Genomic DNA, 24,996 nt, shown 5'->3' with positions numbered 1-24,996 from the left:
CTCGCTGGGTTCGCTCAGCCCGTTTCGTCTTCTCGCTCCGCTCGTCGCTCAACGCCCCGTGAACTGCCCCGCGGGTCGTTGAGCAACACTTCGACTCGCTGCGCTCGCTCAGCCCGTTTCGTCTCCTCGCTCCGCTCGTCGCTCAACGCCCCGTGAACTGCCCCGCGGGTCGTTGAGCGACACTTCGACTCGCTGGACTCGCTCAGCCCGTTTCGTCTCCTCGCTCCGCTCGTCGCTCAACGCCCCGTGAACTGTTCCCGCGGGTCGTTGAGCGACACTTCGACTCCCTTCGGTCGCTCAGCCCGCTTCGTCTCCTCGCTCCGCTCGTCGCTCAACGCCCCGTGAACTGCCCCGCGGGTCGTTGAGCGAGCGCAGCGAGACGAAACGCGTTGAGCGAGCCGTAGGCGAGTCGAAACGTCGCAGCCGCGTGGTTCGATGGATGCATGGACCAGACGCAGCGGATGAGACAGGAATCCCGTGCAGTATGGGCGACTGTCGTCTGCTTCCTGGTCGGCACCGGCATCGGCACGCTGCTGCTGTGGGGCAATCCGCGACCGATCGCCGGAGATGGCTCGGTCGGTATTCCGGCAGCCGCAGTCGCGGGGGCGATCGCCGCGGCATCCTTCGTGGTCAGCACGTTCCTGCACCGTCGGGGTGAGCACGCGTCGATGCCGCGCTGGCAGACGATCATCTCTGCTGCTTCTGCCGTCGCCCTGACGATCGCATTCGCGGGAGTGACTGCGCTTGGCGTGCTGCTAGCCAGCGAGGTGCTCGGCGTCGGATTGCAAGGGCTCGAGCTGCCGGCGCTCGGCGGCGGCATCGTCACAGGGGTCGCCAGTGCTGTCGCCGGCCGGTTGACGTTCGCCGCGGGAATCGGCTTGCACACTGCCGACCTCGCCACGCTGCTGTTCAGCTACCTGGTGATCGGCACGCTGTTCGCGATGCTCACCGCCGCGAACCCCCGTTGGTGGGAGACGAACTTCTCGCAACTCGGCATCGGCGTCGGATCCTGGGCATTCAACGGCACGCTCGTCGTCGCCGGTGTCCTGATCGCCACCGTCGGCTCATACATCGGTCGCGATCTTCATCGCATCCTCGGAGACGGCGCGCTGGGACGGATCGCCTGGGTGGTCGCTCTGTGGGCGGCGACCGGCATCGCGCTCGCCGCGGTCGGGCTGTTCCCTCAGGAGAACATCGTCCTGGTTCATAACATCGCCGCCGTCTCGACGCTGGTGCTGTTCGTCGCATCCGGGGTGCTCACGACCACAGTGATCCCCGGCCCTCCGTGGCCGCTGTTGATCACTACAGTCGGCGTCGCGCTGCTGCTGGTCATCGCCTTCGTGCTGGCCGACAGCTTCAATCTGTACTCCTTGACCGTGCTCGAGGCGATCGTGATCGGTCTCGGTCTGCTCTGGCTCACGACGCTGGTACGCGTGCTCGCGGTGCTGACGCCGGATGCCAGCCGGCCGTCCGCACGCTGGTCGCTGCTGCGGGGGTAGCGCGCCCGAACGGCGCAGGGCTGGCACCCGGCATCCGTCCCTGTCAGTATCGGGGGACCGACCTCCACGAAAGGACGACGATGTCCGACCAGATATTCATCTTCATCGCGCTGGGCCTCTACTTCGCGGCCATGCTCGTCATCGGCTACCTGGCGTTCCGCCGGACGACCGACCACGAGGACTACATGCTCGGAGGGAGGGACCTGCCACCGTGGGTCGCGGCGCTGAGTGCCGGAGCATCCGACATGTCCGGCTGGCTGGTGATGGGCCTTCCCGGAGCGATCTATCTCTCCGGACTGATCGAGGCATGGATCGCGGTCGGCCTCACGATCGGCGCGTACCTGAACTGGCTGCTCGTCGCCCCGCGGCTTCGCGCATACACACAGGTGTCGCGCAACTCGATCACTATTCCGAGCTTCTTCGAGAACCGGCTGCGCGACTCGTCCCGTCTGCTGCGGATCCTCGCCGGCGTCGTGATCCTGGTGTTCTTCACCCTGTACATCTCGTCGGGTATGGTCGCCGGTGGCTTCTTCTTCGAGAGCTCGTTCAACTCCGATTACCTGCTGGGCATGGTGCTGGTCGGCGGCGTCACGCTCCTTTACACACTGTTCGGCGGCTTCCTCGGCGCCTCATTCACCGACGTCGTGCAGGGGGTCATGATGCTGATCGCCCTGATCGTCGTTCCGGTTGCAGCGATCATCGCCGTCGGCGGTTTCGGCGAGGTGGCCACCTACGTCGACGACCTTGCTCCGAACCACATCTCGCTCATCGGCGGAACGGCACTGACCGGCGGAACGATCCTGGCAATCGTCGGGTCGCTCGCCTGGGGCTTGGGCTACTTCGGCCAGCCGCACATCATCGTGCGGTTCATGGCGCTGCGCAACCCCGGCGAGGCAAAGACCGCCCGCCGTATCGGCATGAGCTGGATGATCATCTCGCTTGTCGGCGCCGTGTTCTCCGGATTCGTCGGCATCGCCTACATGGCGCACCAGGGCATCGATCTCGCGAACCCTGAGACGGTGGTGCTGGTGATGGCGCAGACGCTGCTGCATCCGTTCATCGCCGGTCTCGTGCTGGCCGCGGTTCTTGCCGCGATCATGAGCACGATCTCCAGCCAGCTGATCGTCGCCTCCTCCGCGCTCGTGGAAGACCTGTTCAAGGTCGCCAAGAAGGAGCCATCGCCCAAGCTGCTGATGATTCTCGGGCGAGGGACCGTACTCTGCGTCGCCATCATCGCCATGCTGCTGGCGCTCATACCCAACGACACGATCCTCGGGCTGGTCTCGTTCGCATGGGCAGGCTTCGGTGCGGCGTTCGGCCCGCTGATCCTGCTGAGCCTGTTCTGGCGCAAGCTCACCAATTGGGGTGCCCTGGCCGGAATGTTCGTCGGCGCCGCCGGTGTCTTCATCTGGAAAGCGGTGTGGCCGGAGATGTACGAACTGCTGCCCAGCTTCATCTGCGCGACGATCGTCGCCGTGGTCGTGAGCCTGCTCACCCACAAGGACGGCGAGCGTCAGAACGAGATCCTGCAGGAGTTCACCGAGACGGGCACGCTATTGACGGTGAACGGCGTCGGACGAGGCGCGCGCACCGACCGGATGACGCCCTGATTCGCGCAACTCTGGCGGCCGCGCGCAACTCTGGCGGCCGCAAAGCCGCGGTCGGGCCGCCAGAGTTGACTTGGGCCGCCAGAGTTGCTGTCTGAGGCAACCGGGCCCCCGGAAATACCGTGCGCGCACCCCATCTTGGATCGGATACGCGCCTGGTTCGGCGGCCGAGCGGATGCAAGACCGCGAGCGTGCACGTCTCGGCGATTCTGCGCAAGCTCGGTGTCGGGACATCAACCGAGGTGGCGCTGGCGGTCGCCAGACGCTGACCGGCAGGGGGTTCACAGCACCAGCCGGTAGCCCATTCCCGACTCTGTCAGCAGATGCGCCGGCTCGGCGGGCGACGCCTCGAGCTTCTTGCGCAACTGCGACATGTACAGCCGCAGGTAGCCGGAATCAGACACCTGTTCGCTTCCCCAGATCCCCTTCAGCAGATCCTGGCGCGTGACGAGCGCGCCAGGATTGCGGGCGAGATGCTCCAGCATCCGCCATTCAGTCGGTGTCAGGTGCACTCTGGATCCGGCACGGTTCACCGACTTCGCGGCGAGATCGATCACGACGTCGCCGAAGCGCACGGTCGACTCTCCCGTCGCGGGCGTCGCCCGACGTGACAGTGCCCGCAGCCGCGCCAGCAGCTCATCGACCTGGAACGGCTTGGTGACGAAGTCGTCGGCGCCGGCATCCAGAGCCTCTACCTTGTCTGCCGAGCCGGTGCGACCGGACACTACAATAATCGGCGCGCTCGTCCACCCCCGCAGCGCATGGATCACCTCGATCCCGTCGAGCCGCGGCATCCCGAGATCGAGGAGGATGATGTCCGGATGGGTCTGCGCCGCTGCGGCGATCGCAGCCGCACCGTCCGCGGCCGCCACAACCTCATATCCGTGCGCGGCGAGAGTGATGCGCAGCGCGCGCACCATCTGCGGGTCGTCGTCGGCGATGAGCAGCTTCACTCCGCCTCCTGGATGTCGGGCGTTCCCGCAGCGAGAGGCAGGGAGATGACCATCGTGAGGCCGCCACCGGGGGTGTCCTCCGGAGCCAGGCTACCGCCCATCCCTTCAGTGAAGCCCTTCGAGAGGGCGAGCCCGAGTCCGAGGCCGGCCGTGTTGTCGGTGTCACCGTAGCGCTGGAAAGGCTGGAAGATGCTGCTCTGACGTTCGGGAGGAACGCCGGCTCCTCGATCGATGATGCGCAGTTCGGCCCGATTACCCAGGCGACTCGTGGACACGATCACGCGCTGATCGGCGGGCGAGTACCGGAAGGCGTTCGTCAGCAGGTTCACCAGCACGCGCTGAAGCAGCACCGGATCGGCCTGCAGCGGGGGGAGTTCGGGATCGAGCGCCAGTTCGACGGCATCGGGGCCGAGCGACAGCTCGTCGAGGGCGGCGAGGATGCCGGCGGAGGCGTCGACCGGCGTGGCGGAGACGGCCAGCACACCGGCCTCGACGCGGCTCACGTCCAGGAGGTCGGTGACGAGCGCCGACAGCGCGGCAAGGCTCTCATCCGCCGTGGCGAGCAGCTCATCGCGGTCGGATGCCGAGATATGGTGGGCTCCGCGCAGACCGCCGATCGCAGCGACGGCGGCGGCCAGCGGGCGACGCAGGTCATGGCTCAGGGCGGACAGCAGGGCGCTGCGCACCTGATCCGTCTCGGCAAGGGCCTCGGCCTCTTTCGCCGTCGCGCTGAGGTCGGTGTGCTCGATCGCCGCCGACAGCTGTGCGACGATCACATCGAGCAGCCTGCGAGACGGGGTGTCGAGCGTGCCGCCGTGCAGCTCGAGGAGGGCGCGCGGTGCGCGGTCGCCCGCGCGACCGACGGGGATCGTGGTGGCGCGGCCGTCGCGCAGGGGTTCTCCGTCGGTGGCGATCACTTCGCCGTCTGGCGCGACCAGACGCACACCGCTCAGGGCGAAGGCCTCTCTCGTCCGAGAGGCGATCGCGAGCGCCGCGCTGTCGCCGCGCAGCACGTTGCCGGCGATGGATGCCAGCAGCTCGGCCTCGGCCGTCGCACGCTGGGCGGAGCGCGCGCGACGAGCAGCCTGATCGACGATCAGACTCACGAGTACGGCGATGATGACGTAGAGCGCGAGCGCGATCGCGTGCAGCGGATCGGCGACGGTGACGGTGAACAGCGGCGCGACGAAGAGGACGTCCAGCGTGATCCCGGAGAGCACGGCGGCGAACAGCGCCGGCCGCAGCCCGCCGATGAGCGCGACGATGACCACGAGCAACTGATACGACAGCACGTCTGAGGTGATCGACTCCGGAGTGCGCAGCGTGAACAGCAGCCACGACAGCAGCGGTCCGCCGATGAGCGCGACGACGAAGCCGAGCACTTGACGGCGCCATCCCAGCGCACCGCCGGTCATGCGCGGCAGCGCGGTGCGGCGGCCGGCGTGCGCATGCGTGACGATGTGCACGTCGATGTCGCCGGAGCGCCTGATGACCTCCGCGCCGATGCCCGGGCCGGTCAGCATGGCGGCCAGACGGCCGCGGCGGCTCACGCCGACCACGAGCTGAGTCGCATCGACCGACTGGGCGAATGAGACGAGCGTCTCCGGCACGTCGTCGCCGATGATCTGGTGGTAGCTGCCGCCGAGCGATTCGACCAGTGTGCGCTGGGCGGTCAGTGCCCCTGGCGCCTCGGCGCGCAGTCCGTCCTGCGTGGACACGTGCACTCCGAGCAGCTCGCCTCCTGCGGAGCGCGCCGCGATCCGTGCGCCCCGACGCAGCAGGGTCTCGCCCTCCGCCCCGCCGGTGAGGGCGACGACGACGCGTTCTCTCGCCTGCCACGCGCCTTCGATGCCCTGCTCCGCGCGATAGCTGCGCAGTGCGCTGTCGACCTCGTCGGCGAGCCACAGCAGAGCGAGTTCTCGCAGTGCCGTGAGGTTGCCGAGGCGGAAGTAGTTCGAAAGTGCCGCGTCGACACGTTCGGCGGGGTACACGAGGCCCGCGGCCAGACGGTCCCGCAGCGACTGCGGGGCGAGGTCGATGACCTCGATCTCGTCGGCGGCTCGCACGACGGCATCCGGGATCGTCTTCTGCTGGGCGACGCCGGTGATCTTCTCGACGACGGCGTTGAGCGATTCGATGTGCTGCACATTGACGGTCGTGACGACGTCGATGCCCGCGTCGAGCAGCACCTGCACGTCTTCCCAGCGCTTGTGGTGCCGGGACCCGGGGATGTTGGTGTGGGCGAGCTCATCGACCAGGGCGATCTCGGGTGCGCGGACCAGCACGGCGTCCAGATCGAGCTCAGTGAGCGACACCCCGCGGTGCTGGTCGAGGCGGCGCGGCACCTCCGGCAGTCCCACTGTCTGGGCCAGGGTCGCGGCACGTTCGTGGGTCTCAACGATCGCGATCACGACATCGTGACCCTCGTTCTGAAGCCTGCGCCCCTCGGCGAGCATCTCGAATGTCTTGCCGACGCCGGGTGCAGCACCCAGGAGCACGCGGAGCCGGCCGCGCCGTGGCATCCGCTCAGCGTGCATCAGCCCTCCAGGTCGTCGAGTGCGAGATTGAGCTCTGCGACATTGATGCGCTCCTCGCCGAGGAAGCCCAGGTCCCGCCCTTGAATCCTAGACTCCACCGCATCGCGCACCTCCGCCTCCGAGAGCGCGCGCGCCGAGGCGACTCGCGGCACCTGGAGCAGGGCGTAGGCGACGCTGATGTGCGGGTCGAGACCCGACGCGGATGCTGTCACCGCATCCGCCGGGATCGTCGAGGGGGAGACCCCTTCACGTTCGGCGATCTGCGCCTTGCGATCCTCGATCGTCGCGATCAGGTCGTCTGATCGGCGCAGCAACATGCGGCGATCCTGGTGCCGCGAGCCGCATTCCGACGTCGAGTTCGGTAGCGGATGCCGCTTTGTGCAGCGCGGGGAATATTGTTCGGAAAAGTTGTCTGATCAGCCTGAAACGGAGGGTGGAATGTCGGTGGCCCGGTGTTGAATGGTGGGTATGAACAGCATCGTTGCTCGGCTTCGGGATCTTGAGGAGTCCCTCGATTCCGTGGTGCGTGATGCGTTCGGTGCGGAGCAGATTCCTGGAATGTCTGACGCGGACGTAGCCGAATTGCTGGCTGCGGCCGGCCGTGTTCAACGACGCATGGAGGGTGTGCAGGTCGAGGCGACCGTGCAGGTGGGTGACCGGTCGGCGGGGCTGAAGGAAGAGCGGATGACGACCCGGTACGGCTGTGCGAAGCCGGCCGATCTCGTGCGGATGCTCGTCGGCACCGACACGCGCGGTGCGGCGCGGCTGGTGCGGGCGGCCCGCCTGGTGCGGCGAGACCGTGGGATCACGGACGGGGTGTTCCTGCCGGCGCGGTATCAGGCGCTGCGGGAGGTGATGGTCGACGGTGACCTGGGGCTCGCGGGGTTGTTGGCGGCGACGGATCCGATCGAGCAGTCCGCCCGGCGCATCAGTGACGAGAACCGGGTGGAGGCGGACCGGCAGCTTGCCGACTTCGCGCGCGGCATCGACGCCGGTGCCGACGGCGACGCTCCGCGTCCGGTCCCCCTGCCGGAAGATCTGGGTGTGCTGGCGCGGGTGATGGTCGCCTATCTCGACCCGGATGGTGCGGAACCGGCGGAAGAGGCCGCGATGCGGGGGCGATACTTCTCGATCGGGAAGGTCAAAGACGGCGCCGCACCGGTGCGCGGGAGCCTGCTGCCCGAAGTCGCCGCGCAACTCGCGCTGCTGATCGACAGCCTCCTCAACCCGAAAGTGAACGGGGCGGACGACCCGGAACAGGGCGGCGAGTCGGCGAACGGCACGTCGACGGACGCTGGAACAACGGACGGGGAATCGACGGACGGGGAATCGACGGGCGCTCGCGGGGGAGTGCGGTTCGAGCCTTCCGCCGATGAAGAGACAGAAGAAGGCCCGATCTTCACAGACACCCGCACGCGGGGGCAGAAAGTGCACGACGCTCTGGCGGCGATCTTGAACACCGCGGCCCGCACCGATCTGTTCCCGCACCTCGGTGGTGCCGCGCCGACACTCACCGTCTCGGCGACCGCCGCGGACCTCGCCGCGGGTCACGGGTGGGCGCGGATCGGGCATACCGGTGACCTTGTTCCGCTGACGGCGGCACTGCAGACCGGGTGTGCGGGTGGGATCCAGAGGATCCTGTTCGACGATCACGGGAGGATCGTGTCGATCGGCACCAGTGGTCGTATCTTCAACGCCCTGCAACGCCGGGCGATCACGATCCGTGATGGCGGGTGTGTGATCCCCGGGTGCACGATCCCCGCGACGTGGTGCGAGGTCCATCACGTCCAAGAACATGCCGACGGTGGACCGACGCATACCGATAACGGGGCGCTGCTGTGCTGGTTCCATCACCGCACCCTGCACCTGACCGAATGGGTGATCCGCATGAACCACGGCGTGCCCGAAGTCCGCGGCCCCGCATGGTGGGACCCCCACCAGCACTGGCACCGTACCCGAAGCCCACACCACCGACAACCCGCACCAGGATGAGGGGCGAGCCGGCCGAAAAGGGTCGGATCCGGGTGAGACGCGCTCACCCCTCAGCCGGCGGTCCAGCAGGTCGATGCGCGCGTCGCCCGGTGGTCGAGGTGAGCACCGGCCGCCCAGCGCGCTCCTGCCCCGGAACCGGTCGGGAGCGCCGTCCGTAGATCAGCTCGGACGAGTCCAGAAGCCATGGCACGAGCGTGATCGATACGCCATGCACGAGCATGAGCTGGTTCGCCATGCGTCGCGCGCGTCGATTGTGCAGGAAGCTCTCCCACCAGTGGCCCACGATGTACTGCGGCAGGTACACGGTCACCACGGACGAGCCGTGCTTCTGGCGATACTGCTTGATGAACTGCGCCACCGGCTGCGCGAACGATCGGTACGGCGACTCCACGATGATCAGCGGGATCGGGATGCGGTGCTCCGCCCATTCCTGTTGCAGGTGCTCCGCATCATCGTCGGCGACCGCTATGTGCACGGCGAGCGTCTTCCCGTGCTTCGCCGCGATCGCGTAGTCGATCGCCTTGATGACGGGCTTCTGAAGCTTGCTGACCAGCACCAGTGCCACGTCGCCGCTCGCGCCGAAGTGGGTCGTGTCGTCTACCGCGATCTCGTGCTCGACATCGCGGTAATAGCGCTTCACGCCCATCATCAGGAACGCGAGGATCGGGATCGCGAAGAACGCCAGGTACGCCCCGTGCGTGAACTTCGTGATCGTCACGATCAGGAGGACCAGGATCGTGAGCGTCGCGCCGGCCGAGTTGATGATCAAGCCGATCCGTGCTGACCGGCGATCGGATGCTGCGGCATCGTCGACCGTGACGTCGACGTCGCCCTTTCCTGAAGCCGTGGTCCGCAGGACCCTCCGCCAGTGGCGCACCATCCCGATCTGGCCGAGCGAGAACGACACGAATACGCCGATGATGTAGAGCTGGATGAGGGTCGTCAGGCGGGCCTGGAAGACCACCAGTACGGCGATCGCTGCGATGCCGAGCAGGATCATCCCGTTCGAGAAGACGAGTCGGTCACCGCGCGTGTTCAGCGCCTTGGGCGCGTAGCCGTCGCGGGCGAGAACGGAACCGAGCAGCGGGAAGCCGTTGAATGCTGTGTTCGCCGCGAGCAGCAGCACGCAGGCCGTGGCCGCCTGAATGATGAAGAACAGGATGCTGCCCCCACCGAACGTCGCCGCCGCGATCTGCGCCATCAGGCTCGGCTGCGGGTTCGAGCAGTCGAAACCGACCAGATCGCAGGGGTTCTCGGCGTAGTGCACACCGGTGATCAGCGCGAGGGCGGTGAGACCGGCGAACAGGCAGATGGCGATGGATCCCATCAGCACGAGCGTGGCCTGTGCATTGCGCACCTTCGGCGTGCGGAACGCGGGCACGCCGTTGGAGACCGCCTCCACGCCGGTGAGCGCCGAGCATCCGCTCGAGAACGCGCGAAGCACGAGCAGGATGACGGCGGCCTGGCTGAGATCCTCGGAGTTCACAGCGAACTCGGCGCTCGATGCCACCGGAGCGTTGCCGAGGAACGTCTGGACGAGACCCATGACGATCATGAACCCGACGGATGCGATGAACACGTAGGTCGGGATCGCGAACACCGATGATGCCTCACGGACACCCCGCAGGTTGACGAGGATGATCAGAATGACGAACCCGACGGCCAGCTCGACCCGCCAGGCGTTCAGCCCCGGCACGGCGGAGATGATGTTGTCGACGCCGGACGCCACCGACACCGCGACCGTGAGCACGTAGTCGACCAGCAGCGCGGCGGCGACCACGACTCCGGGGATCTCGCCGAGGTTCTTCGAGGCGACCTCGTAGTCGCCGCCGCCGGACGGATATGCCTTGATGAGTTGCCGATAACTGAGCACCACGACGATCAGCAGCACGATGACCGCCACCGCCACGAGCGGCGTGAACGACAGGAAGGTCAGCCCTCCGATCAGCAGGATCATCACGAGCTCCTGCGGGGCGTAGGCCACCGAGCTCAGTGCATCCGATGCGAAGATCGGCAGCGCCATCCGCTTGGGCAGCAGCTGGTCATCGACCTGCTTCGAGGTGAGCGGGTCGCCGAGGAGGATGCGCTTCGCGAGCGGCGGAGCATCCGGGAGTGCGCGCGTTTCTTCTGTCACGAAGCGTGACACTACGCCGATCCGCGCCATCCTCACGGGATCCTTACGCAATCCCTACGCCCGGGCGCTGTGCGCATACGGAATCCTCACGTCACCGGCATCCGCCCACAGCGAAACGCACAGCGCGTTCTGATCACGATCACGTAACGTCGAGGACATGACGACCATCGAGGTCAGCGAAGACGATATCCGCCAGACGCGGGAACTCCGTGACGAATTCCAGAAGTTCCTGCGCGAGTACGAGTTCGGGATGCGCGAGGTCGAGACGAAGATCTCGATCCTGCGGGACGAGTTCCTGCACGATCACGCGTACAACCCGATCGAGCATGTGAAGAGCCGGATCAAGACGCCGGACAGCATCGTCGAGAAGATCGCCCGCAAGGGGATCGAGGAACCCGACTTCGAGCGCATCCGCGAGAAGATCACCGACATCGCCGGCGTTCGCGTGACCTGCAGCTTCGTCGCCGACGTGTATCAGCTCTTCGACCTGCTCACCCAGCAGGACGACGTCACGGTGCGCGCTGTGAAGGACTACATCAAGAACCCCAAGCCCAACGGCTACAAGAGCCTGCACGTCATCATCGAGGTGCCGGTGTTCCTGTCGACCGGACCGCTGCTGGTGCCCGTCGAGGTGCAGTTCCGCACGATAGCGATGGATTTCTGGGCGAGCCTGGAGCACAAGATCTACTACAAGTTCTCCAACCAGGTGCCCTCGCACCTCGTCGAGAGCCTGTCGGACGCTGCGGATGCCGCAGCCGAGCTCGATTCACGGATGGAGCGGCTGCACCGCGAGGCGCACGGCGTGCCCCAGCGTCAGCTCGACCCGCCCCCGCCGCCGCGCATCGTCGAGGTGTAGTCGAGCGCGGCGCAACTCTGGCGGCCCACTGCAACTCTGGCGGCCACGGATGCCGTTTGTGGCCGCCAGACTTGCGCGTGGCCGCCAGAGTTGCGCGTGGCCGCCAGACTTGCGCGTGGCCGCCAGAGTTGCGAGGCCGGGCTCAGCCCATGAACTCCCGCACGGCCGTCGCCATCGCCGTGACCCCGACTTCGATCGTCGGGTGGATCTCGGGCGCGAACAGCGGTGAGTGGTTGGTGGGGATGTCATGGGCGACCGTGCCGCCGGCGACCGCCGCTGCGAACGTCGCCGGGTCGACACCGCCCCAGAACCAGAACACCAGGGGAGCGCCGGCGTCGCGGGCGAACCATGAGACATCCTCGCTGCCGGTGATCATCCCCGGATCGATGACGGCGGCTTCTCCGAGGGCGCGCTGGAACGCGGTCGTGACCCGTGCCACGGCATCCGCGTCGTTGATGGTCGGCGGCAGGGTGTGATCGGTGCGGATCTCCGGCTCGCGCTCGGCGCCGGATGCGAGGGCCTCGGCCCGGACGATCCGCTCCACGCTCGCGAGCACGTTCGCGCGGGCCTCATCGTCCGGATATCGCAGACTGAGTTCGAGCGTCGCCTCGGCGGGGATGATGTTGTTCTTCAGCCCCGCATGGATCGAGCCGACTGTGACGACGGCGACGCCCTGCGGGTCCGTCTCGCGTGAGGCGATCGTCTGCAGGCGCATCACGGTGGCAGCGGCCATCACCACCGGGTCGACGGTCGTGTGCGGCCTTGATCCGTGCCCGCCGCGGCCGTGCAGTGTGACGGTGAGGCCGTCGGATGCCGCCATCTGAGTGCCGCTGCGGACGCCGATCACCCCGGCGGCGAAGGGCGTGACGTGCTGGCCGAGCACGATGTCGGGCTTCGGGTAGCGGTCGAGGATGCCGGCATCCAGCATCGCTCTGGCCCCTGCGCCGTATTCCTCGGCCGGCTGGATGACGACCACCAGCGTGCCTGACCATTCCGCCTGCTCGGCGACGAGCCGCTCGACGGCTCCGATCATCGCGGTGACATGCATGTCGTGCCCGCAGGCGTGCATCACGGGAACCGTGTGGCCGGCCGGGTCGACCCCGGTCGCCGTGCTCGCATACGCGAGGCCGGTCTGCTCTTCGACGGGGAGCGCGTCCATGTCGGCGCGCGCCCACACGGTCGGCCCCCCACCGTTGCGCAACACCCCGATGACGCCCGTGATGCCGATGCCCTCTTCGACTTCGAGTCCCAGATCGCGCAGGTGCTGGGCAGCGATGCCGGCCGTGCGCGTCTCCTGGAAGGAGAGTTCGGGATGCTGGTGCAGGTCGATGTACAGCGCTTCGAGGTCGATGCTCATGAGCTGAGCCTACTGTCGGGCCTCGCGGACGTACGCCTCCAACTCGGGCACCGGATGCAGCACGGAGTTCACGATCGCGCGGATCGCGAACTCGCTCGCCTCGCCGAGTCCCACGACGTCCGGATGCAGCAGCCATTGCAGCTGCAGGCCGTCCATGACGGCGAGGATGCTGGCGGATGCCGCGGCGACCGTATCCGGCTCGATCACGCCCTCCTGCCTGCACAGCTCGCGGAACGCCTCCGAGACCTCGCGGCGGAGCGTCGTGTAGCGCTCCTCGAAGAAGCCGCGTGCGGGGTGGTCGTCGGTCACGGATTCATTGGAGAGCACGGTGTACGCCTGCACGATGCCGGGGCGCCGCTCGTTGGCGAACGCCGTGCGCACCAGGTGCAGGAAGAGCTCCGGCCCACCGGGGATGTGCTTCTCGTCGAGTTCGGCGACGTCGGCCTGGTCGCGGTAGGCGAGCACCTCGAGCAGCAGCTTCTGCTTCGAGCCGAAGTGATGCAGGACCCCGGCGTGAGTCATGCCCACCTGCTCTGCGACGTCGGCGAGCGTGCCGTTCGTCGAGCCCTTGTTGCCGAAGATCTCGACTGCCGCTTCCAGGATGTCGGTGCGTTTCTGCCTGGTCGCCGGGCGCGTGCGCGCCGAATTCTCTGTAGCCACGGCATCCCCCTCTGAGGTGAGTGTAACGGTCTGGTATCCCGCACTTGCAAGCTTACTTACTTGTCGGTAACCTCGCCTCAGTTTACTTTCTCGTGAGTAAGCCGGAGCGTCACATCGACGCGTGCCACACCTGCACAATGACCCGTGTCCTAGGAGAAGCAATGAAGCTCAGCAGATCCCTGATCGCGATCGGCGCGATCGCGACCCTCAGCATCGGCGTGCTCGCCGGGTGCTCGCCTGCATCAGATGGCGGCGGCGCAGATGCCGGCTCGTCCACCGCCGCGCTCACGATCGCCAAGCCGGACGGAGCGATCACCACAGAGTCGCACAACCCGTATCTCGGCGACTCATCCGCGTCGAAGTACGGCTATGCCAAGGTCATCTTCGAGCCCCTCGCACTCGTGAACCCGACCGGCGACCTCGGCACCACGCCGTGGCTCGCGGAATCGGTCGAATGGAACGACGACTACACCGAACTCACCGTCGTCCCACGCGGCGGCGTCAACTGGAGCGACGGCGAGCCGTTCACCGCCGACGACATCGTGTTCACGTTCGATCAGTTCCTCAACGGCAAGCTCACCGACTCGTCCGGGCTCAACTACCAGGGTGCGACGGTCGACGGCGACAAGGTCACGCTGAAGTTCGCCGACTCGAAGTTCACCGCCCAGTCGCGCGTGCTGCACACCCCGATCGTGCCGAAGCACATCTGGGAGAACATCGAAGACCCCAACACCGACCCGCTCACCGAAGACGGCCTCGCCGTCGGCACCGGCCCTTACGTGCTCGACAGCTGGACCACGGAATCGGTCACTCTGACGGCGAACGAGGACTACTGGGGCGGCGAGCTGGCCGTGCCAGAGCTGAACTACGTCTCGTACGGCGACAACGCGGCACTCACCACGGCTCTCGCATCGGGCGAGGCAGACTGGGCGCAGGCGTTCCTGCCGCAGATCGAGGAGAGCTACCTGTCGGTCGACCCCGACAACCAGTTCCTCGTCTCGCCCACCGCCGGCGCCGGCACGCTGTTCATGAACCTGCAGACCAAGCCGTTCAACAACCCCGCCCTGCGCGAGGCCCTCGCCTGGACGATCGATCGCGACGCCTACGTCGACATCGCCCGCGAGGGTGCGAGCGAGGCCGTCTGGAACGTCACCGGTCTCGGCACGCTGCTCGCAGACGAGATCATCCCCGAGTACCAGGATGCCGAGTATTCGGTCGACATCGACAAGGCGAAGCAGATCCTCACCGACGCCGGCTACACCTGGAAGAGCGACAAGCTCATGGACCCCGACGGCGAAGCAGTCTCGTTCTCGGTCTCGGTTCCCGCCGGATGGAGCGATTGGAACACCGAACAGGCGCTCCTCGCCGAAGAGCTCGGCAAGGGCCTCGGCATCGAGGTCAAGGTCGACCAGCCCGACTGGGGCGGCTGGGACGCCGCCCGCCAGGAGGGCACCTTCCAGGCGATCATCCACTGGCTCGAGGACACCGGCAACGTGTACGGGCTGTACACCTCGACCATGGACCCGAAGTGGATCGTCGACGACAAGGCGCAGTACAACTTCGGCCGGTTCGACGACCCCGCGGTCACCGAGGCGCTGAACACCTACGCCAACGCCTCTTCGGACGAGGATCGCGCGGCGGCCTCGGCCGTGCTGCAGACGGCATTCGCCGAGAACGTGCCGGCCATCCCGCTCGGCGCGCACCCCCTGCTGGGCGAGTTCAACACCCGCAACTACGTCGGATGGCCGAGCGAGGACGACCAGTACGCGTCGGCCGACCCGACCCAGCCGGCGATCGTGCAGATCCTGACGAAGCTCGAGGCGAAGTAAGACGGCGGAGCGACGTTTCGACTCGCGCTGCTCGCTCAACGCGTTTCGACTCGTCGCTCCTGCGTTTCGACTCGTCGCTCCGCTCCTCGCTCAACGACCGCCTCGCTCAACGACCCGCGGGTGTCCCCGGGTATGCCCCGGAGGCTCCCGCCGGGGAACTCCACTGCGGGTCGTTGAGCGAGCGAAGCGAGACGAAACGGGTTGAGCGAGCGAAGCGAGACGAAACGGACTGAGCGAGCGAAGCGAGACGAAGTCGCACCGCAGTCCCCAGACAAGGAACCTCCATGCCAGACCCCCTGTTGTCCATCCGCGACTTCTCGATCGTGTACGACGTCGATCCGCCCGTCGCGGCGGTGAAGAACGTCACCCTCGAACTGCAGCGCGGCGAGATCCTCGGCCTCGCCGGTGAGAGCGGCTGCGGCAAGACCACGCTCGCGTACGGCGTGCAGCGCCTGCTCAAGGCTCCTGCGGTGATCACGAGCGGATCCGTCGTCTTCCACGACAGCGATGGCGACGACATCGACGTCAACGCCCTCGGCGCCGAGCAGATGCGCCGCTTCCGCTGGGACAAGATCTCGATGGTCTTCCAGGGCGCGATGAACGCGCTGAATCCCGTGACCACGATCGGCGCGCAACTCGAGGACGTGTTCGAGGTGCACCGCCCGAGCATGAGCAGGAAGCAGCGGCGGGATGCGGTCGCCGAGCTGCTCGAGATCGTCAAGGTCGGCGCGCAGCGCGCCCGTTCCTTCCCGCATGAGCTCTCCGGCGGCATGCGTCAGCGCGTGATGATCGCGATGGCACTGGCGCTCCGGCCGCAGTTGATGGTCATGGACGAGCCGACGACGGCGTTGGACGTGCTCGTGCAGCGCGAGATTCTCCGGCAGATCTCGCAGCTGAGGGCGGAGTTCGGGTTCTCGGTGATCTTCATCACGCACGACCTTCCGCTGCTGCTCGAGATCAGCGACCGCATCGCCATCATGCGCGAGGGCGAGATCGTCGAGATCGCCACGGCGGAGCGCATCTGGAACGCCCCGCAGGACGAGTACACGAAGACACTGCTGTCGTCGTTTCCGAGACTGACCGGAGAGAAGGGGGTGGTGGTGCGATGAGCACTCTCGAAGTACGCCACGTCACGAAGACCTACAACGTCCGCGGTGCCGGTCAGCTCAAGGCGCTCGACGACGTGAGCTTCACGCTCACCTCTGGCCAGACCATCGGCCTGGTCGGTCAGTCCGGCAGTGGCAAGTCGACGATCGCGAAGATCCTCACCCAGCTGGAGACGCCGACCAGCGGCGAGGTGCTGCTCGACGGCCAGCCGATCCCCCGCCGCGGCCGAGGACTCCGCACCTACCGGCAGCAGTTGCGGATGGTCTTCCAGGACCCATTCGCATCGCTCAACCCGTACCACTCGATCCGTTACCACCTCGAACGCCCGCTGCGACTCGACGACGTCGTCCCGAAGGCCGAGACCGAGGCAGAGGTGCGCCGGCTGCTCGAACGGGTCCGGTTGGTCCCGGATGCCGTGATCGATCGCCGTCCGCACGAGCTCTCCGGCGGCCAGCGGCAGCGCGTCGCGATCGCCCGCGCGCTGGCGTCGCGTCCGAAGATCCTCGTCGCCGACGAGCCGGTCTCGATGCTCGACGTCTCCATCCGCCTCGGCGTACTGAACCTGCTGTCCGACCTGCAGCGCGAGGAAGGGCTAGGCGTTCTGTACATCACGCACGACCTCGCCACCGCCAGGCACTTCAGCGACGAGATCATGGTGCTCAACCAGGGGCGCATCGTCGAGCACGGCCCCGCCGACGACGTCATCCTCCGGCCTCAGGACCCGTACACGCAGGAGCTGCGCGCAGCATCCCCAGATCCAGAGCGATTCTTCGCCGACACCAGCGGAGGTGCACGATGACCGCCGTCGAGCCCCAACTCCCCACCTTCGAGACGCGGCCGGATGTCGACGCCGTCGAGCTCGGCACCACGGCGACCAAGGTCGTCGCCGGTCGCTCGCGCATCCCCTGGCGCTTCCTCGGCGGTCGCGCCGCGTTCTACCTCTTCACGCTGTGGGCGGCGCTCACGATCAACTTCTTCCTGCCGCGCATGATGAAGGGCGACGCGGTCAGCCAATACCTCTCGCGCAACCGCAACGTGTCGCCGGAGGCGGCCGAGGCGCTGCGTTCGCTGCTCGGGCTCGACACCGACAAGTCGCTCTTCCAGCAGTACCTCGACTACTGGGGGCTGCTGCTGCAGGGAGACCTCGGCGTCTCGCTGCTGCACGGGCTCCGCCCCGTCACCGAGGTCGTCGGCCAGGCGCTGCCGTGGACGGTGGGGCTGGTCGGCTTCGCGACCATCGTGTCGTTCGCGATCGGCACGATCGGCGGTGCAGTGATCGGATGGCGCCGGGGCAGCCGGCTCGAGGCGCTGATCCCGATCACCACCTTCCTCAGCACCATTCCCTACTTCTGGCTCGGCCTCCTCGCCATCGCGGTGTTCTCGGTCAACCTCGGCTGGTTCCCGATCGGCAAGGCGTACGGCGTCGGGATGGTGCCTGGCTGGAACTTCGAGTTCGTCGGTCAGGTCATCCACCACGGCACGCTCCCCGCACTGACGATCGTGATCGCATCGCTCGGCGGATGGATGCTGGGCATGCGCAACATGATGCTCACCGTTCTCGACGAGGACTACATCACCGTCGCGCAGGCGAAGGGCATGCCGAATCAGCGCGTGCTGTGGCGCTATGCCGCCCGCAACGCCGTGCTGCCGCAGATCCAGAGCTTCGCACTCTCGATCGGATTCATCGTCGGCGGCACGATCGTGATGGAGATGGTCTTCAGCTATCCGGGCGTCGGCAAACTGCTGCTCGATGCCACGAACGCGAAGGACTACGCACTGATGCAGGGCGTCTTCCTCGTCATCACCCTCTCGGTGCTGGTGGCGAACATCCTGGCGGATATCGCCTACGCATTCCTCGACCCGCGCACGCGCCAGACGGAGGCCTGAGCCATGACCACGACAGACAAGGCCGGATGGCGCCGGGCGAACGCTCCGGACACATTCCTCATCCGCACCAGCGGCGCCGGCAGCGGAAACGGCAGTGAGCGCCAGGGCTTCTGGGCGAAGCTCGTCTCGGCGTTCGCGATGTTCCGCAACGGCAAGTCGATCGCAGGCCTCGCCATCCTGGGATTCTTCGTGCTGGTGGCGATCTTCGCCGACGTGCTGGCACCGTACTCGCCGACGCAGATCGACAACTCCGCCCGCCTGCAACCGCCGTCCGCCGCGCACTGGCTGGGCACGACGCACATCGGCGAAGACGTGCTGAGCCAGGTCATCCACGGCACTCGCGGGGTCATCGTCGTCGGGTTCCTCGCCGCGCTGATCGCCACGGTGATCGCGATCACGGTCGGTGTGATCGCCGGATACCTGTCGGGCTGGAAGAGCGAGGCGCTGTCGGCGCTGACCAACGTGTTCCTCGTGATCCCCGGTCTTCCGTTGATCATCATCGTCGCCTCGATGTTCGAGGACCCGCCGCTGGTGCTGATCGCCGCTGTGCTCGGCATCACCGGATGGGCGTGGGGTGCCCGCGTGCTGCGCGCGCAGACGATGTCGCTGCGCAATCGCGACTTCGTGCAGGCCGCCCGCGCGAACGGAGAGCCGCTGCGCCGCATCATCACGGTCGAGATGCTGCCCAACCTCATGGCGCTGATCGCCGCGAGCTTCGTCGGCACGGTGACCGCCGCCATCCTCGGTCTCACGACGCTGTCGTACATCGGCGTGATCCCCGTGACCACCTACAACTGGGGCACGATCCTGAACTGGGCATCCGCGCAGGGCGCGTTCGGGCAGAACCAGTGGTGGTGGTATCTGCCGCCAGGGCTGTGCATCGCCGCGATCGGCGTCGCGCTGTCGCTGATCAACTTCGGCATCGACGAGTACGTCAACCCTCGCCTGCGCTCGGCCGGTGAGCGGGCGCGCGCGATGAAGAAGAAGGGCCTGAACGTGAACGACGCGGTCACGGCCGTGCGCACCGACGACGCGGCCGCCGTGGCTGCAGAGCCTGCATCATCCATAGAGAACGCGAAGTGATGACCTCCGAGACCCTGACCCTCCCGTATCTGAATCCCGATCTGACCGTCCCGGCGCGCGTCGCCGACCTCCTCGAGCGCATGACACTCGAGGAGAAGATCGGGCAGATGCTGCAACTCGACGCACGCGACGATCTCGACGACCACGTGCTCCGGCGCATGGTCGGATCGATCCTGCACACTTCGCCGGAGCGGATCGTCGCGGCCCGCGAGCTGACCCTGCGGACGCGCCTGCAGATCCCGCTGCTCGTCGGCGAGGACTGCGTCCACGGCCACTCGTTCTGGCCGGGAGCGACGATCTATCCGACGCAGCTCGGGATGGCGGCGTCGTGGGATGCGTCACTGCTCGAGAAGGTCGCGCGCGCGACTGCCATAGAGGTCGCGGCGACCGGCATCCACTGGACGTTCTCGCCGGTGCTCTGCATTGCCCGTGACCTGCGCTGGGGCCGGGTCAACGAGACGTTCGGTGAGGACCCGTTCCTGCTCGGAGAGCTCGCATCCGCCATGGTCCGCGGCTACCAGGGTGAAGGGCTCGAGGATCCGACGGCCATCCTCGCGACGGCCAAGCACTTCGCCGGCTACTCCGAGACCCAGGGCGGTCGCGATGCCAGCGAGGCCGACATCTCGCGGCGCAAGCTGCGGTCGTGGTTCCTGCCGCCGTTCGAGCGCGTCGCCCGCGAGGGGTGCCGTTCGTTCATGCTCGGATACCAGAGCATGGACGGCGTGCCGATCACCCTCAACGACTGGCTGCTCAGCGACGTGCTGCGCGGCGAGTGGGGCTATACCGGCACGCTCATCACCGATTGGGACAACGTCGGGCGCATGGTGTGGGAGCAGCAGGTGCAGCCCGACGTCATGCATGCGGCGGCCGCCGCCGTGAAGGCCGGCAACGACATGATCATGACGACGCCCACCTTCTTCGAGGGCGCTCTGGATGCTGTCGCGCAGGGCCTGCTCGCATCAGATGCCTTCGATGCCGCGGTCGAGCGGATTCTCACGCTGAAGTTCGAGCTCGGGCTGTTCGAGGACCCGCGGACCCCGGTCGACGGACTCGAGCAGATCGTCGGGACTGCGGAGCACGCGGCGCTCAATCTCGAGATGACCAGACGCTCGCTCGTGCTGCTCGAGAACGACGGCGTGCTGCCGCTTTCGCCGGCTGCGCCTGGTGGACCTCTGCAGCCGGCTGCGCCTGGTGAGCCTCTTTCGCCGGCTGCGCCGGGTGGTGCCACCCGCTCCGCGGTGACCGCACGCGTCGCCGTTGTCGGGCCGCTCGCGGATGACGCGCAGGAGCAGCTCGGTGACTGGGCAGGTGGCTCAGGACAGGCCGGCTGGTTGGACGGACAGCCGCGCGAGATGATCACGACCGTGCTCGACGGGTTGCGTGAGATCGCGCCGTGGGAGATCGTGCATGCGCGCGGCGCAGACATTCTCACGCTTGCCCCTGATCCCGCCGGCGCGACATGGCCGGACGGTCAGCCGCGGCCGCCGGTCGTCAACCCGTGCGCGCCGGATGCCGCGCAGATCGCCGAAGCTGTCGCTGCTGCAGAGGGGGCTGACGTGTGCGTGGCCGTCGTCGGCGACGCACAGGGGCTCTACGGCGAAGGCCGCTCGACAGCAACGCTCGAGCTCATCGGCGGCCAGAACGCGCTGCTCGAAGCCGTCATCGAGACCGGCACGCCGGTGGTCGTGGTGCTGATGGCATCGAAGCCGCTGGTGCTGCCGGCATCCGTCTCGAAGGCCGCCGCGGTTTTGTGGGTCGCGAATCCCGGCATGCAGGGCGGTCGTGCGATCGCCGAGCTGCTGACGGGTGCGGTCGAGCCGACCGGCCGCCTGCCGATCTCGTTCGCGCGGCACGCCGGGCAGCAGCCGACGTACTATAACCAGATCCGCGGCCAGCACGGCGATCGCTATGCCGACCTCACGCAGTCACCGGCGTGGGCCTTCGGTGAGGGACTGTCGTACACGACCGTCGAGTACTCCGACCTCGTTCTCGAGGGGGCTGCGCTCGCCGCATCCGACACTGTCGTCGCCGACGTGACCGTGACCAACACAGGCGACCGTCCGACGGTCGAGACCGTGCAGTTGTATGTGCGCGATCGGGTGACCAGCGTGAGCTGGGCGGACAAGGAGCTCAAGGCGTTCCGCCAGGTTGCACTGGCGCCGGGGGAGAGCACGCGTGTGCGCATGGAGTTGCCTGTTGCAGATTGCACGATCGTGGATGCCGCCGGCGACCGCGTCGTGGAGGCGGGGGAGTTCGCACTGCTGGTCGGCCCGAGCTCGCGGGACGAGGTGCTCCTGAGCGAGGGGTTCACGGTCGCCTGACGGTATCTCGACAGGGATAGGTGTTCCCCCGTCATCTTTCCGCAATCTGTTCAGACTAAGTTTCGTAAAGTGTACAGTTCCTTTGTCGCAAAGTGTACAGTTTCACCATGGTCAACTATCTACCCCGCGTAGCCGACGGCGAACTCGAGGCGAAGATGCGTTCTGTCGGCGGCGTACTGATCGAAGGTCCGAAGGCGTGCGGAAAGACCGCGACCGCGTCGCAAAGGGCCGAGACGGTGTTCGATATGGATCGAGATGCGACAGCGCGCGCCTCGATCGAGCTCAATCCGAGCTTCCTCTTCGAAAGGCCGACGCCGATTCTCTTCGATGAGTGGCAGGTCGCACCCGATCTGTGGAATCAAGTACGCCGCGCGATCGACGACTCAGATCGCGGACGGGGGATGTACTTACTGACCGGTTCGGCGACGCCACGGGATGATGCGAAACGACACTCAGGGGCAGGGCGGATCGGATTGCTGCGGATGCGACCGATGAGTCTGTTCGAGTCGGGGCATTCCACGGGCGAGGTATCGCTGGCCGCATTGTTCGATGGGACGTCGCAGCCGGGGGCAGGGACGAGTGCGTCCGTGCCCGACCTCATGAGCAGAATCGTCATCGGAGGATGGCCGGATCTGCTCGGTGCGGAGGAGCGCGAAGCCAGGGTATGGATGGATGACTATCTGCGCCAGATCGTGGAAGTCGATGTGCCGTCGTTCGTAGGGCGACGGGATCCACGCACTCTGAAGCGCGTCCTTGCGTCCCTGGCGAGATTCGTCGCGCACAGCCCCGCCACTCGAGCCATCGCCGCGGATGTCGGCGGTGACCGAGGCCCCATCTCCCCGACCACCGCCTACAGCCACCTCGACGCCCTGGATCGGCTGCACCTCCGCGATGACTCGGACGCGTGGCAGCCCCACATGCGTTCACGTGCACGGCTGCGCACCGCGCCTTCGCGCTACTTCGTCGATCCTTCGATCGGCACGGCGGCTCTGCACATCGGCAGTGAAGACCTGTTGCGGGATCTCGAGGCGGCCGGATTCCACTTCGAAGCGTTGGTGGTCCGGGATTTGCGCATCTATTCGCAGGCACTGGGGGGCCGGGTCGATACCTGGCGTGACGAGTCGGGCAACGAAGTCGACGCAGTCATCACGCTCGCTGACGGGCGATGGGCTGGCGTCGAGATCAAACTCGGTCAGGCCCAGGTGGATTCCGCAGCATCCGGCCTGCTCGCGTTTGCAGAACGCGTGGATACGGCGAGGCAGGGCGTTCCATCCGCGCTCATCATCATCACCGCGACGGGCTCAGCGGGGCGACGGGCGGACGGCGTCCACGTGACGCCGATCACCGCGCTCGCTCCATGACACAAGCACATCACCGCATTCATTCCCGAGCCCTTCCGGTGTCGTAGGCCCACATCGCCGCCTCCACACGATTGCGCACGCCCAGCTTCGTCAGGATCGCGCCGATGTGGGCCTTCACCGTGCCCAGCGACACGAACAGCCTCTCGCCGATCTCGTCGTTCGTGAGGCCGGAGCTCAACAGTGCGACTCCCGCCTGAGACATCGGCCGATCGGCCAGGATGTCGACGGCTCACGTGTTCGAGGCTGCTCTCGTCAGGAATAGGGTTGACTCTCGTGACCACAGCCGACGAACGCACCCGCTACCGTGCGAACCCATCAGTGCTCACTGCACTGAAGTCGCCGCGCATACTCACCCGTGAGGTGCTCGCCGGCCTCGTCGTCGGTCTCGCGCTGATCCCGGAGGCCATCGCCTTCTCGGTGATCGCCGGGGTCGACCCGAAGGTCGGGCTGTTCTCGTCGTTCATCATGGCGGTGGCGATCTCGTTCCTCGGTGGGCGACCGGCGATGATCACCGCTGCCACCGGCGCCGTCGCCCTCGTCATCGCGCCGGTCGCGCCCCTGTACGGCATCGACTACTTCATCGCCACCGTGCTGCTCGCCGGCGTCTTCCAGGTGCTGCTCGCGGTGCTCGGCGTCGCGAAGCTGATGCGCTTCATCCCCCGCAGCGTCATGACGGGGTTCGTCAACGCGCTCGCCATCTTCGTCTTCAGCTCGCAGGTACCGCACCTGCTGAACGTGCCATGGCTGGTGTATCCGCTCGTGGCGCTCGGCATCCTCGTCATGATCTTCATGCCGAAGATCACCAAGATCATTCCTGCGCCGCTGGTCTCGGTGGTCATCGTCACCGCCGTGGTCATCGTGTTCGCGATCAACGTGCCGACCGTCGGCGATCAGGGCGAGCTGCCGCGCAGCCTTCCCGAGCTGTTCATCCCGAACGTGCCGCTCACCTGGGAGACCTTCACGATCATCGCTCCGTTCGCCCTCGGCGTCGCCGTCGTCGGGCTCCTCGAATCGCTGATGACCGCGAAACTCGTCGACGAGATCACCGACACGCACTCCCGCAAGACGCGTGAGGCCTGGGCGCAGGGCGTCGCGAACGTGCTCTCCGGCATCTTCGGCGGCATGGGCGGCTGCGCCGTGATCGGCCAGACGATGATCAACGTGAAATCCGGGGCCCGCACCCGCATCTCGACGTTCTTCGCCGGTGTCTTCCTCTTCCTGCTGGTCGTCGTGTTCGGCGACTTCGTGGCGACGATCCCGATGGCCGCGCTCGTCGCGGTGATGATCATGATCGCGATCGGGGCGTTCGACTGGCACAGCATCCGTCCGTCGACTTTGAAACGGATGCCGAAGAGCGAGACCTTCGTCATGCTCGTGACCGTGCTGGCGGTCGTCATCACGCATAACCTCGCCATCGGCGTCGTGGCCGGCGTGATCGTGGCATCCGTCCTGTTCGTCAGGCGCGTCGCGCACTTCGTCACCGTCACCCGCACCGTATCGGATGACATCGCGCACTACGTCGTCGACGGCGAACTGTTCTTCGCCAGCAGCAACGACCTCACGACGCAGTTCGAGTACGCGGCGGATCCCGACCGCGTCATCATCGACATGTCGCGCTCGCACGTGTGGGACGCCTCGACCGTCGCCGCGCTCGATGCCATCGAGACGAAGTACGCCCAGCATGGCAAGAGCGTGCAACTGTTCGGGCTGAACGAGGCCAGCGGATTGTTCCACGGCAGGCTGAGCGGCGGCTTCCCGCCGGCGTGATCAGAAGGCGCTGGACGCTGATTCAGGCGGAGTCGATCTCTTCCGG

At 66.8% G+C, this 24,996-nt stretch carries 18 protein-coding genes and 1 pseudogene; 12 read left to right on the top strand and 7 right to left on the bottom strand.

Features of this window, described 5'->3' with window-relative positions:
- The first annotated feature begins 461 nt into the window (after window positions 1-461).
- Both J1M43_RS15290 and putP read left to right on the top strand, forming a co-directional pair.
- Window positions 462-1,499, top strand: coding sequence for a DUF998 domain-containing protein (locus J1M43_RS15290; protein ID WP_206477216.1), 1,038 nt, complete (start codon window positions 462-464; stop codon window positions 1,497-1,499).
- A gap of 80 nt (window positions 1,500-1,579) precedes the next feature.
- Window positions 1,580-3,109 carry a sodium/proline symporter PutP gene (putP, locus tag J1M43_RS15285; protein ID WP_033105345.1) on the top strand — a complete coding sequence of 510 codons (1,530 nt, stop codon included), beginning with the start codon at window positions 1,580-1,582 and terminating at the stop codon, window positions 3,107-3,109.
- A 278-nt stretch (window positions 3,110-3,387) separates the two neighbouring features.
- Here the strand turns inward: putP and J1M43_RS15280 are convergent, their stop codons facing one another.
- The 3 genes and pseudogenes from J1M43_RS15280 to J1M43_RS15270 form a co-directional block, all read right to left on the bottom strand.
- Window positions 3,388-4,059 carry a response regulator gene (locus J1M43_RS15280; RefSeq protein ID WP_206477215.1) on the bottom strand — a complete coding sequence of 224 codons (672 nt, stop codon included), beginning with the start codon at window positions 4,057-4,059 and terminating at the stop codon, window positions 3,388-3,390.
- Window positions 4,056-6,581, bottom strand: a complete 2,526-nt coding sequence (locus J1M43_RS15275) for an ATP-binding protein (RefSeq protein ID WP_206477214.1) — start codon at window positions 6,579-6,581, stop codon at window positions 4,056-4,058. Before J1M43_RS15275 ends, J1M43_RS15280 begins: the two co-directional genes overlap by 4 nt.
- A gap of 14 nt (window positions 6,582-6,595) precedes the next feature.
- Window positions 6,596-6,892: pseudogene (locus J1M43_RS15270) on the bottom strand (potassium-transporting ATPase subunit C); the annotation flags it as partial.
- A gap of 172 nt (window positions 6,893-7,064) precedes the next feature.
- Between J1M43_RS15270 and J1M43_RS15265 the strand changes: the two are divergent.
- Window positions 7,065-8,588 (top strand): HNH endonuclease signature motif containing protein, encoded by a 1,524-nt coding sequence (locus J1M43_RS15265; RefSeq protein ID WP_206477213.1) that lies wholly within the window; start codon window positions 7,065-7,067, stop codon window positions 8,586-8,588.
- 43 nt (window positions 8,589-8,631) lie between these two features.
- Here J1M43_RS15265 and J1M43_RS15260 read toward each other — a convergent pair whose 3' ends face one another.
- The gene (locus tag J1M43_RS15260; protein ID WP_206477212.1) at window positions 8,632-10,752 is read right to left on the bottom strand and encodes an APC family permease; all 2,121 of its coding nucleotides are present in this window, start codon (window positions 10,750-10,752) and stop codon (window positions 8,632-8,634) included.
- 127 nt (window positions 10,753-10,879) lie between these two features.
- Between J1M43_RS15260 and J1M43_RS15255 the strand changes: the two genes are divergently transcribed.
- Window positions 10,880-11,578, top strand: coding sequence for a GTP pyrophosphokinase family protein (locus J1M43_RS15255; protein WP_052166769.1), 699 nt, complete (start codon window positions 10,880-10,882; stop codon window positions 11,576-11,578).
- A 142-nt stretch (window positions 11,579-11,720) separates the two neighbouring features.
- On the opposite strand, the gene J1M43_RS15250 is transcribed toward J1M43_RS15255, so the two are convergent.
- A complete protein-coding gene (locus tag J1M43_RS15250) occupies window positions 11,721-12,935 on the bottom strand; it encodes an amidohydrolase (protein ID WP_206477211.1) in 1,215 nt (404 codons plus the stop codon).
- 9 nt (window positions 12,936-12,944) lie between these two features.
- The gene (locus J1M43_RS15245) at window positions 12,945-13,595 is read right to left on the bottom strand and encodes a TetR/AcrR family transcriptional regulator (protein ID WP_206477210.1); all 651 of its coding nucleotides are present in this window, start codon (window positions 13,593-13,595) and stop codon (window positions 12,945-12,947) included.
- A gap of 161 nt (window positions 13,596-13,756) precedes the next feature.
- Here J1M43_RS15245 and J1M43_RS15240 point away from each other — a divergent pair, with 161 nt between their 5' ends.
- From J1M43_RS15240 to J1M43_RS15210, 7 genes are all read left to right on the top strand, one after another.
- Window positions 13,757-15,424 carry an ABC transporter substrate-binding protein gene (locus tag J1M43_RS15240; protein WP_206477209.1) on the top strand — a complete coding sequence of 556 codons (1,668 nt, stop codon included), beginning with the start codon at window positions 13,757-13,759 and terminating at the stop codon, window positions 15,422-15,424.
- Between the two features lie 284 nt (window positions 15,425-15,708).
- Entirely contained in the window at window positions 15,709-16,533 is an 825-nt protein-coding gene (locus tag J1M43_RS15235) for an ABC transporter ATP-binding protein (protein WP_206477208.1), read from the top strand.
- Complete coding sequence (locus J1M43_RS15230) at window positions 16,530-17,330, top strand: ABC transporter ATP-binding protein (RefSeq protein WP_206477207.1); 801 nt, start codon at window positions 16,530-16,532, stop codon at window positions 17,328-17,330. The genes J1M43_RS15235 and J1M43_RS15230 overlap by 4 nt, the downstream gene beginning before the upstream one ends.
- Window positions 17,327-18,418, top strand: coding sequence for an ABC transporter permease (locus tag J1M43_RS15225; protein WP_206477206.1), 1,092 nt, complete (start codon window positions 17,327-17,329; stop codon window positions 18,416-18,418). The genes J1M43_RS15230 and J1M43_RS15225 overlap by 4 nt, the downstream gene beginning before the upstream one ends.
- 3 nt (window positions 18,419-18,421) lie before the next feature.
- Window positions 18,422-19,501, top strand: a complete 1,080-nt coding sequence (locus J1M43_RS15220; RefSeq protein ID WP_372460254.1) for an ABC transporter permease — start codon at window positions 18,422-18,424, stop codon at window positions 19,499-19,501.
- Window positions 19,501-21,822 (top strand): glycoside hydrolase family 3 N-terminal domain-containing protein, encoded by a 2,322-nt coding sequence (locus J1M43_RS15215; protein WP_206477205.1) that lies wholly within the window; start codon window positions 19,501-19,503, stop codon window positions 21,820-21,822. Before J1M43_RS15220 ends, J1M43_RS15215 begins: the two co-directional genes overlap by 1 nt.
- Before the next feature lie 107 nt (window positions 21,823-21,929).
- A complete protein-coding gene (locus J1M43_RS15210) occupies window positions 21,930-23,183 on the top strand; it encodes an ATP-binding protein (protein WP_206477204.1) in 1,254 nt (417 codons plus the stop codon).
- Between the two features lie 19 nt (window positions 23,184-23,202).
- Here J1M43_RS15210 and J1M43_RS15205 read toward each other — a convergent pair whose 3' ends face one another.
- Window positions 23,203-23,385 (bottom strand): response regulator transcription factor, encoded by a 183-nt coding sequence (locus J1M43_RS15205; protein ID WP_033105335.1) that lies wholly within the window; start codon window positions 23,383-23,385, stop codon window positions 23,203-23,205.
- Between the two features lie 62 nt (window positions 23,386-23,447).
- On the opposite strand from J1M43_RS15205, the gene J1M43_RS15200 reads away from it, so the two are divergent.
- Entirely contained in the window at window positions 23,448-24,950 is a 1,503-nt protein-coding gene (locus J1M43_RS15200) for a SulP family inorganic anion transporter (protein WP_206477203.1), read from the top strand.
- Window positions 24,951-24,996: the final 46 nt, after the last annotated feature.

It is taken from the genome of Microbacterium sp. KRD172, from assembly GCF_017168295.1.
Lineage (GTDB): Bacteria > Actinomycetota > Actinomycetes > Actinomycetales > Microbacteriaceae > Microbacterium > Microbacterium profundi.
Note: the sequence above shows the minus strand (reverse complement) of the source record. Positions and strands in the feature narration are given on the sequence as shown.

Coding starts and splice junctions, on each gene's coding strand:
- J1M43_RS15290 (WP_206477216.1), top strand. CDS start 462: ATGAGACAGGAATCCCGTGCAGTATGGGCGACTGTCGTCTGCTTCCTG.
- putP (WP_033105345.1), top strand. CDS start 1,580: ATGTCCGACCAGATATTCATCTTCATCGCGCTGGGCCTCTACTTCGCG.
- J1M43_RS15275 (WP_206477214.1), bottom strand. CDS start 6,581: ATGCCACGGCGCGGCCGGCTCCGCGTGCTCCTGGGTGCTGCACCCGGC.
- J1M43_RS15265 (WP_206477213.1), top strand. CDS start 7,065: ATGAACAGCATCGTTGCTCGGCTTCGGGATCTTGAGGAGTCCCTCGAT.
- J1M43_RS15260 (WP_206477212.1), bottom strand. CDS start 10,752: ATGGCGCGGATCGGCGTAGTGTCACGCTTCGTGACAGAAGAAACGCGC.
- J1M43_RS15255 (WP_052166769.1), top strand. CDS start 10,880: ATGACGACCATCGAGGTCAGCGAAGACGATATCCGCCAGACGCGGGAA.
- J1M43_RS15250 (WP_206477211.1), bottom strand. CDS start 12,935: ATGAGCATCGACCTCGAAGCGCTGTACATCGACCTGCACCAGCATCCC.
- J1M43_RS15240 (WP_206477209.1), top strand. CDS start 13,757: ATGAAGCTCAGCAGATCCCTGATCGCGATCGGCGCGATCGCGACCCTC.
- J1M43_RS15235 (WP_206477208.1), top strand. CDS start 15,709: ATGCCAGACCCCCTGTTGTCCATCCGCGACTTCTCGATCGTGTACGAC.
- J1M43_RS15230 (WP_206477207.1), top strand. CDS start 16,530: ATGAGCACTCTCGAAGTACGCCACGTCACGAAGACCTACAACGTCCGC.
- J1M43_RS15225 (WP_206477206.1), top strand. CDS start 17,327: ATGACCGCCGTCGAGCCCCAACTCCCCACCTTCGAGACGCGGCCGGAT.
- J1M43_RS15220 (WP_372460254.1), top strand. CDS start 18,422: ATGACCACGACAGACAAGGCCGGATGGCGCCGGGCGAACGCTCCGGAC.
- J1M43_RS15215 (WP_206477205.1), top strand. CDS start 19,501: ATGACCTCCGAGACCCTGACCCTCCCGTATCTGAATCCCGATCTGACC.
- J1M43_RS15210 (WP_206477204.1), top strand. CDS start 21,930: ATGGTCAACTATCTACCCCGCGTAGCCGACGGCGAACTCGAGGCGAAG.
- J1M43_RS15205 (WP_033105335.1), bottom strand. CDS start 23,385: ATGTCTCAGGCGGGAGTCGCACTGTTGAGCTCCGGCCTCACGAACGAC.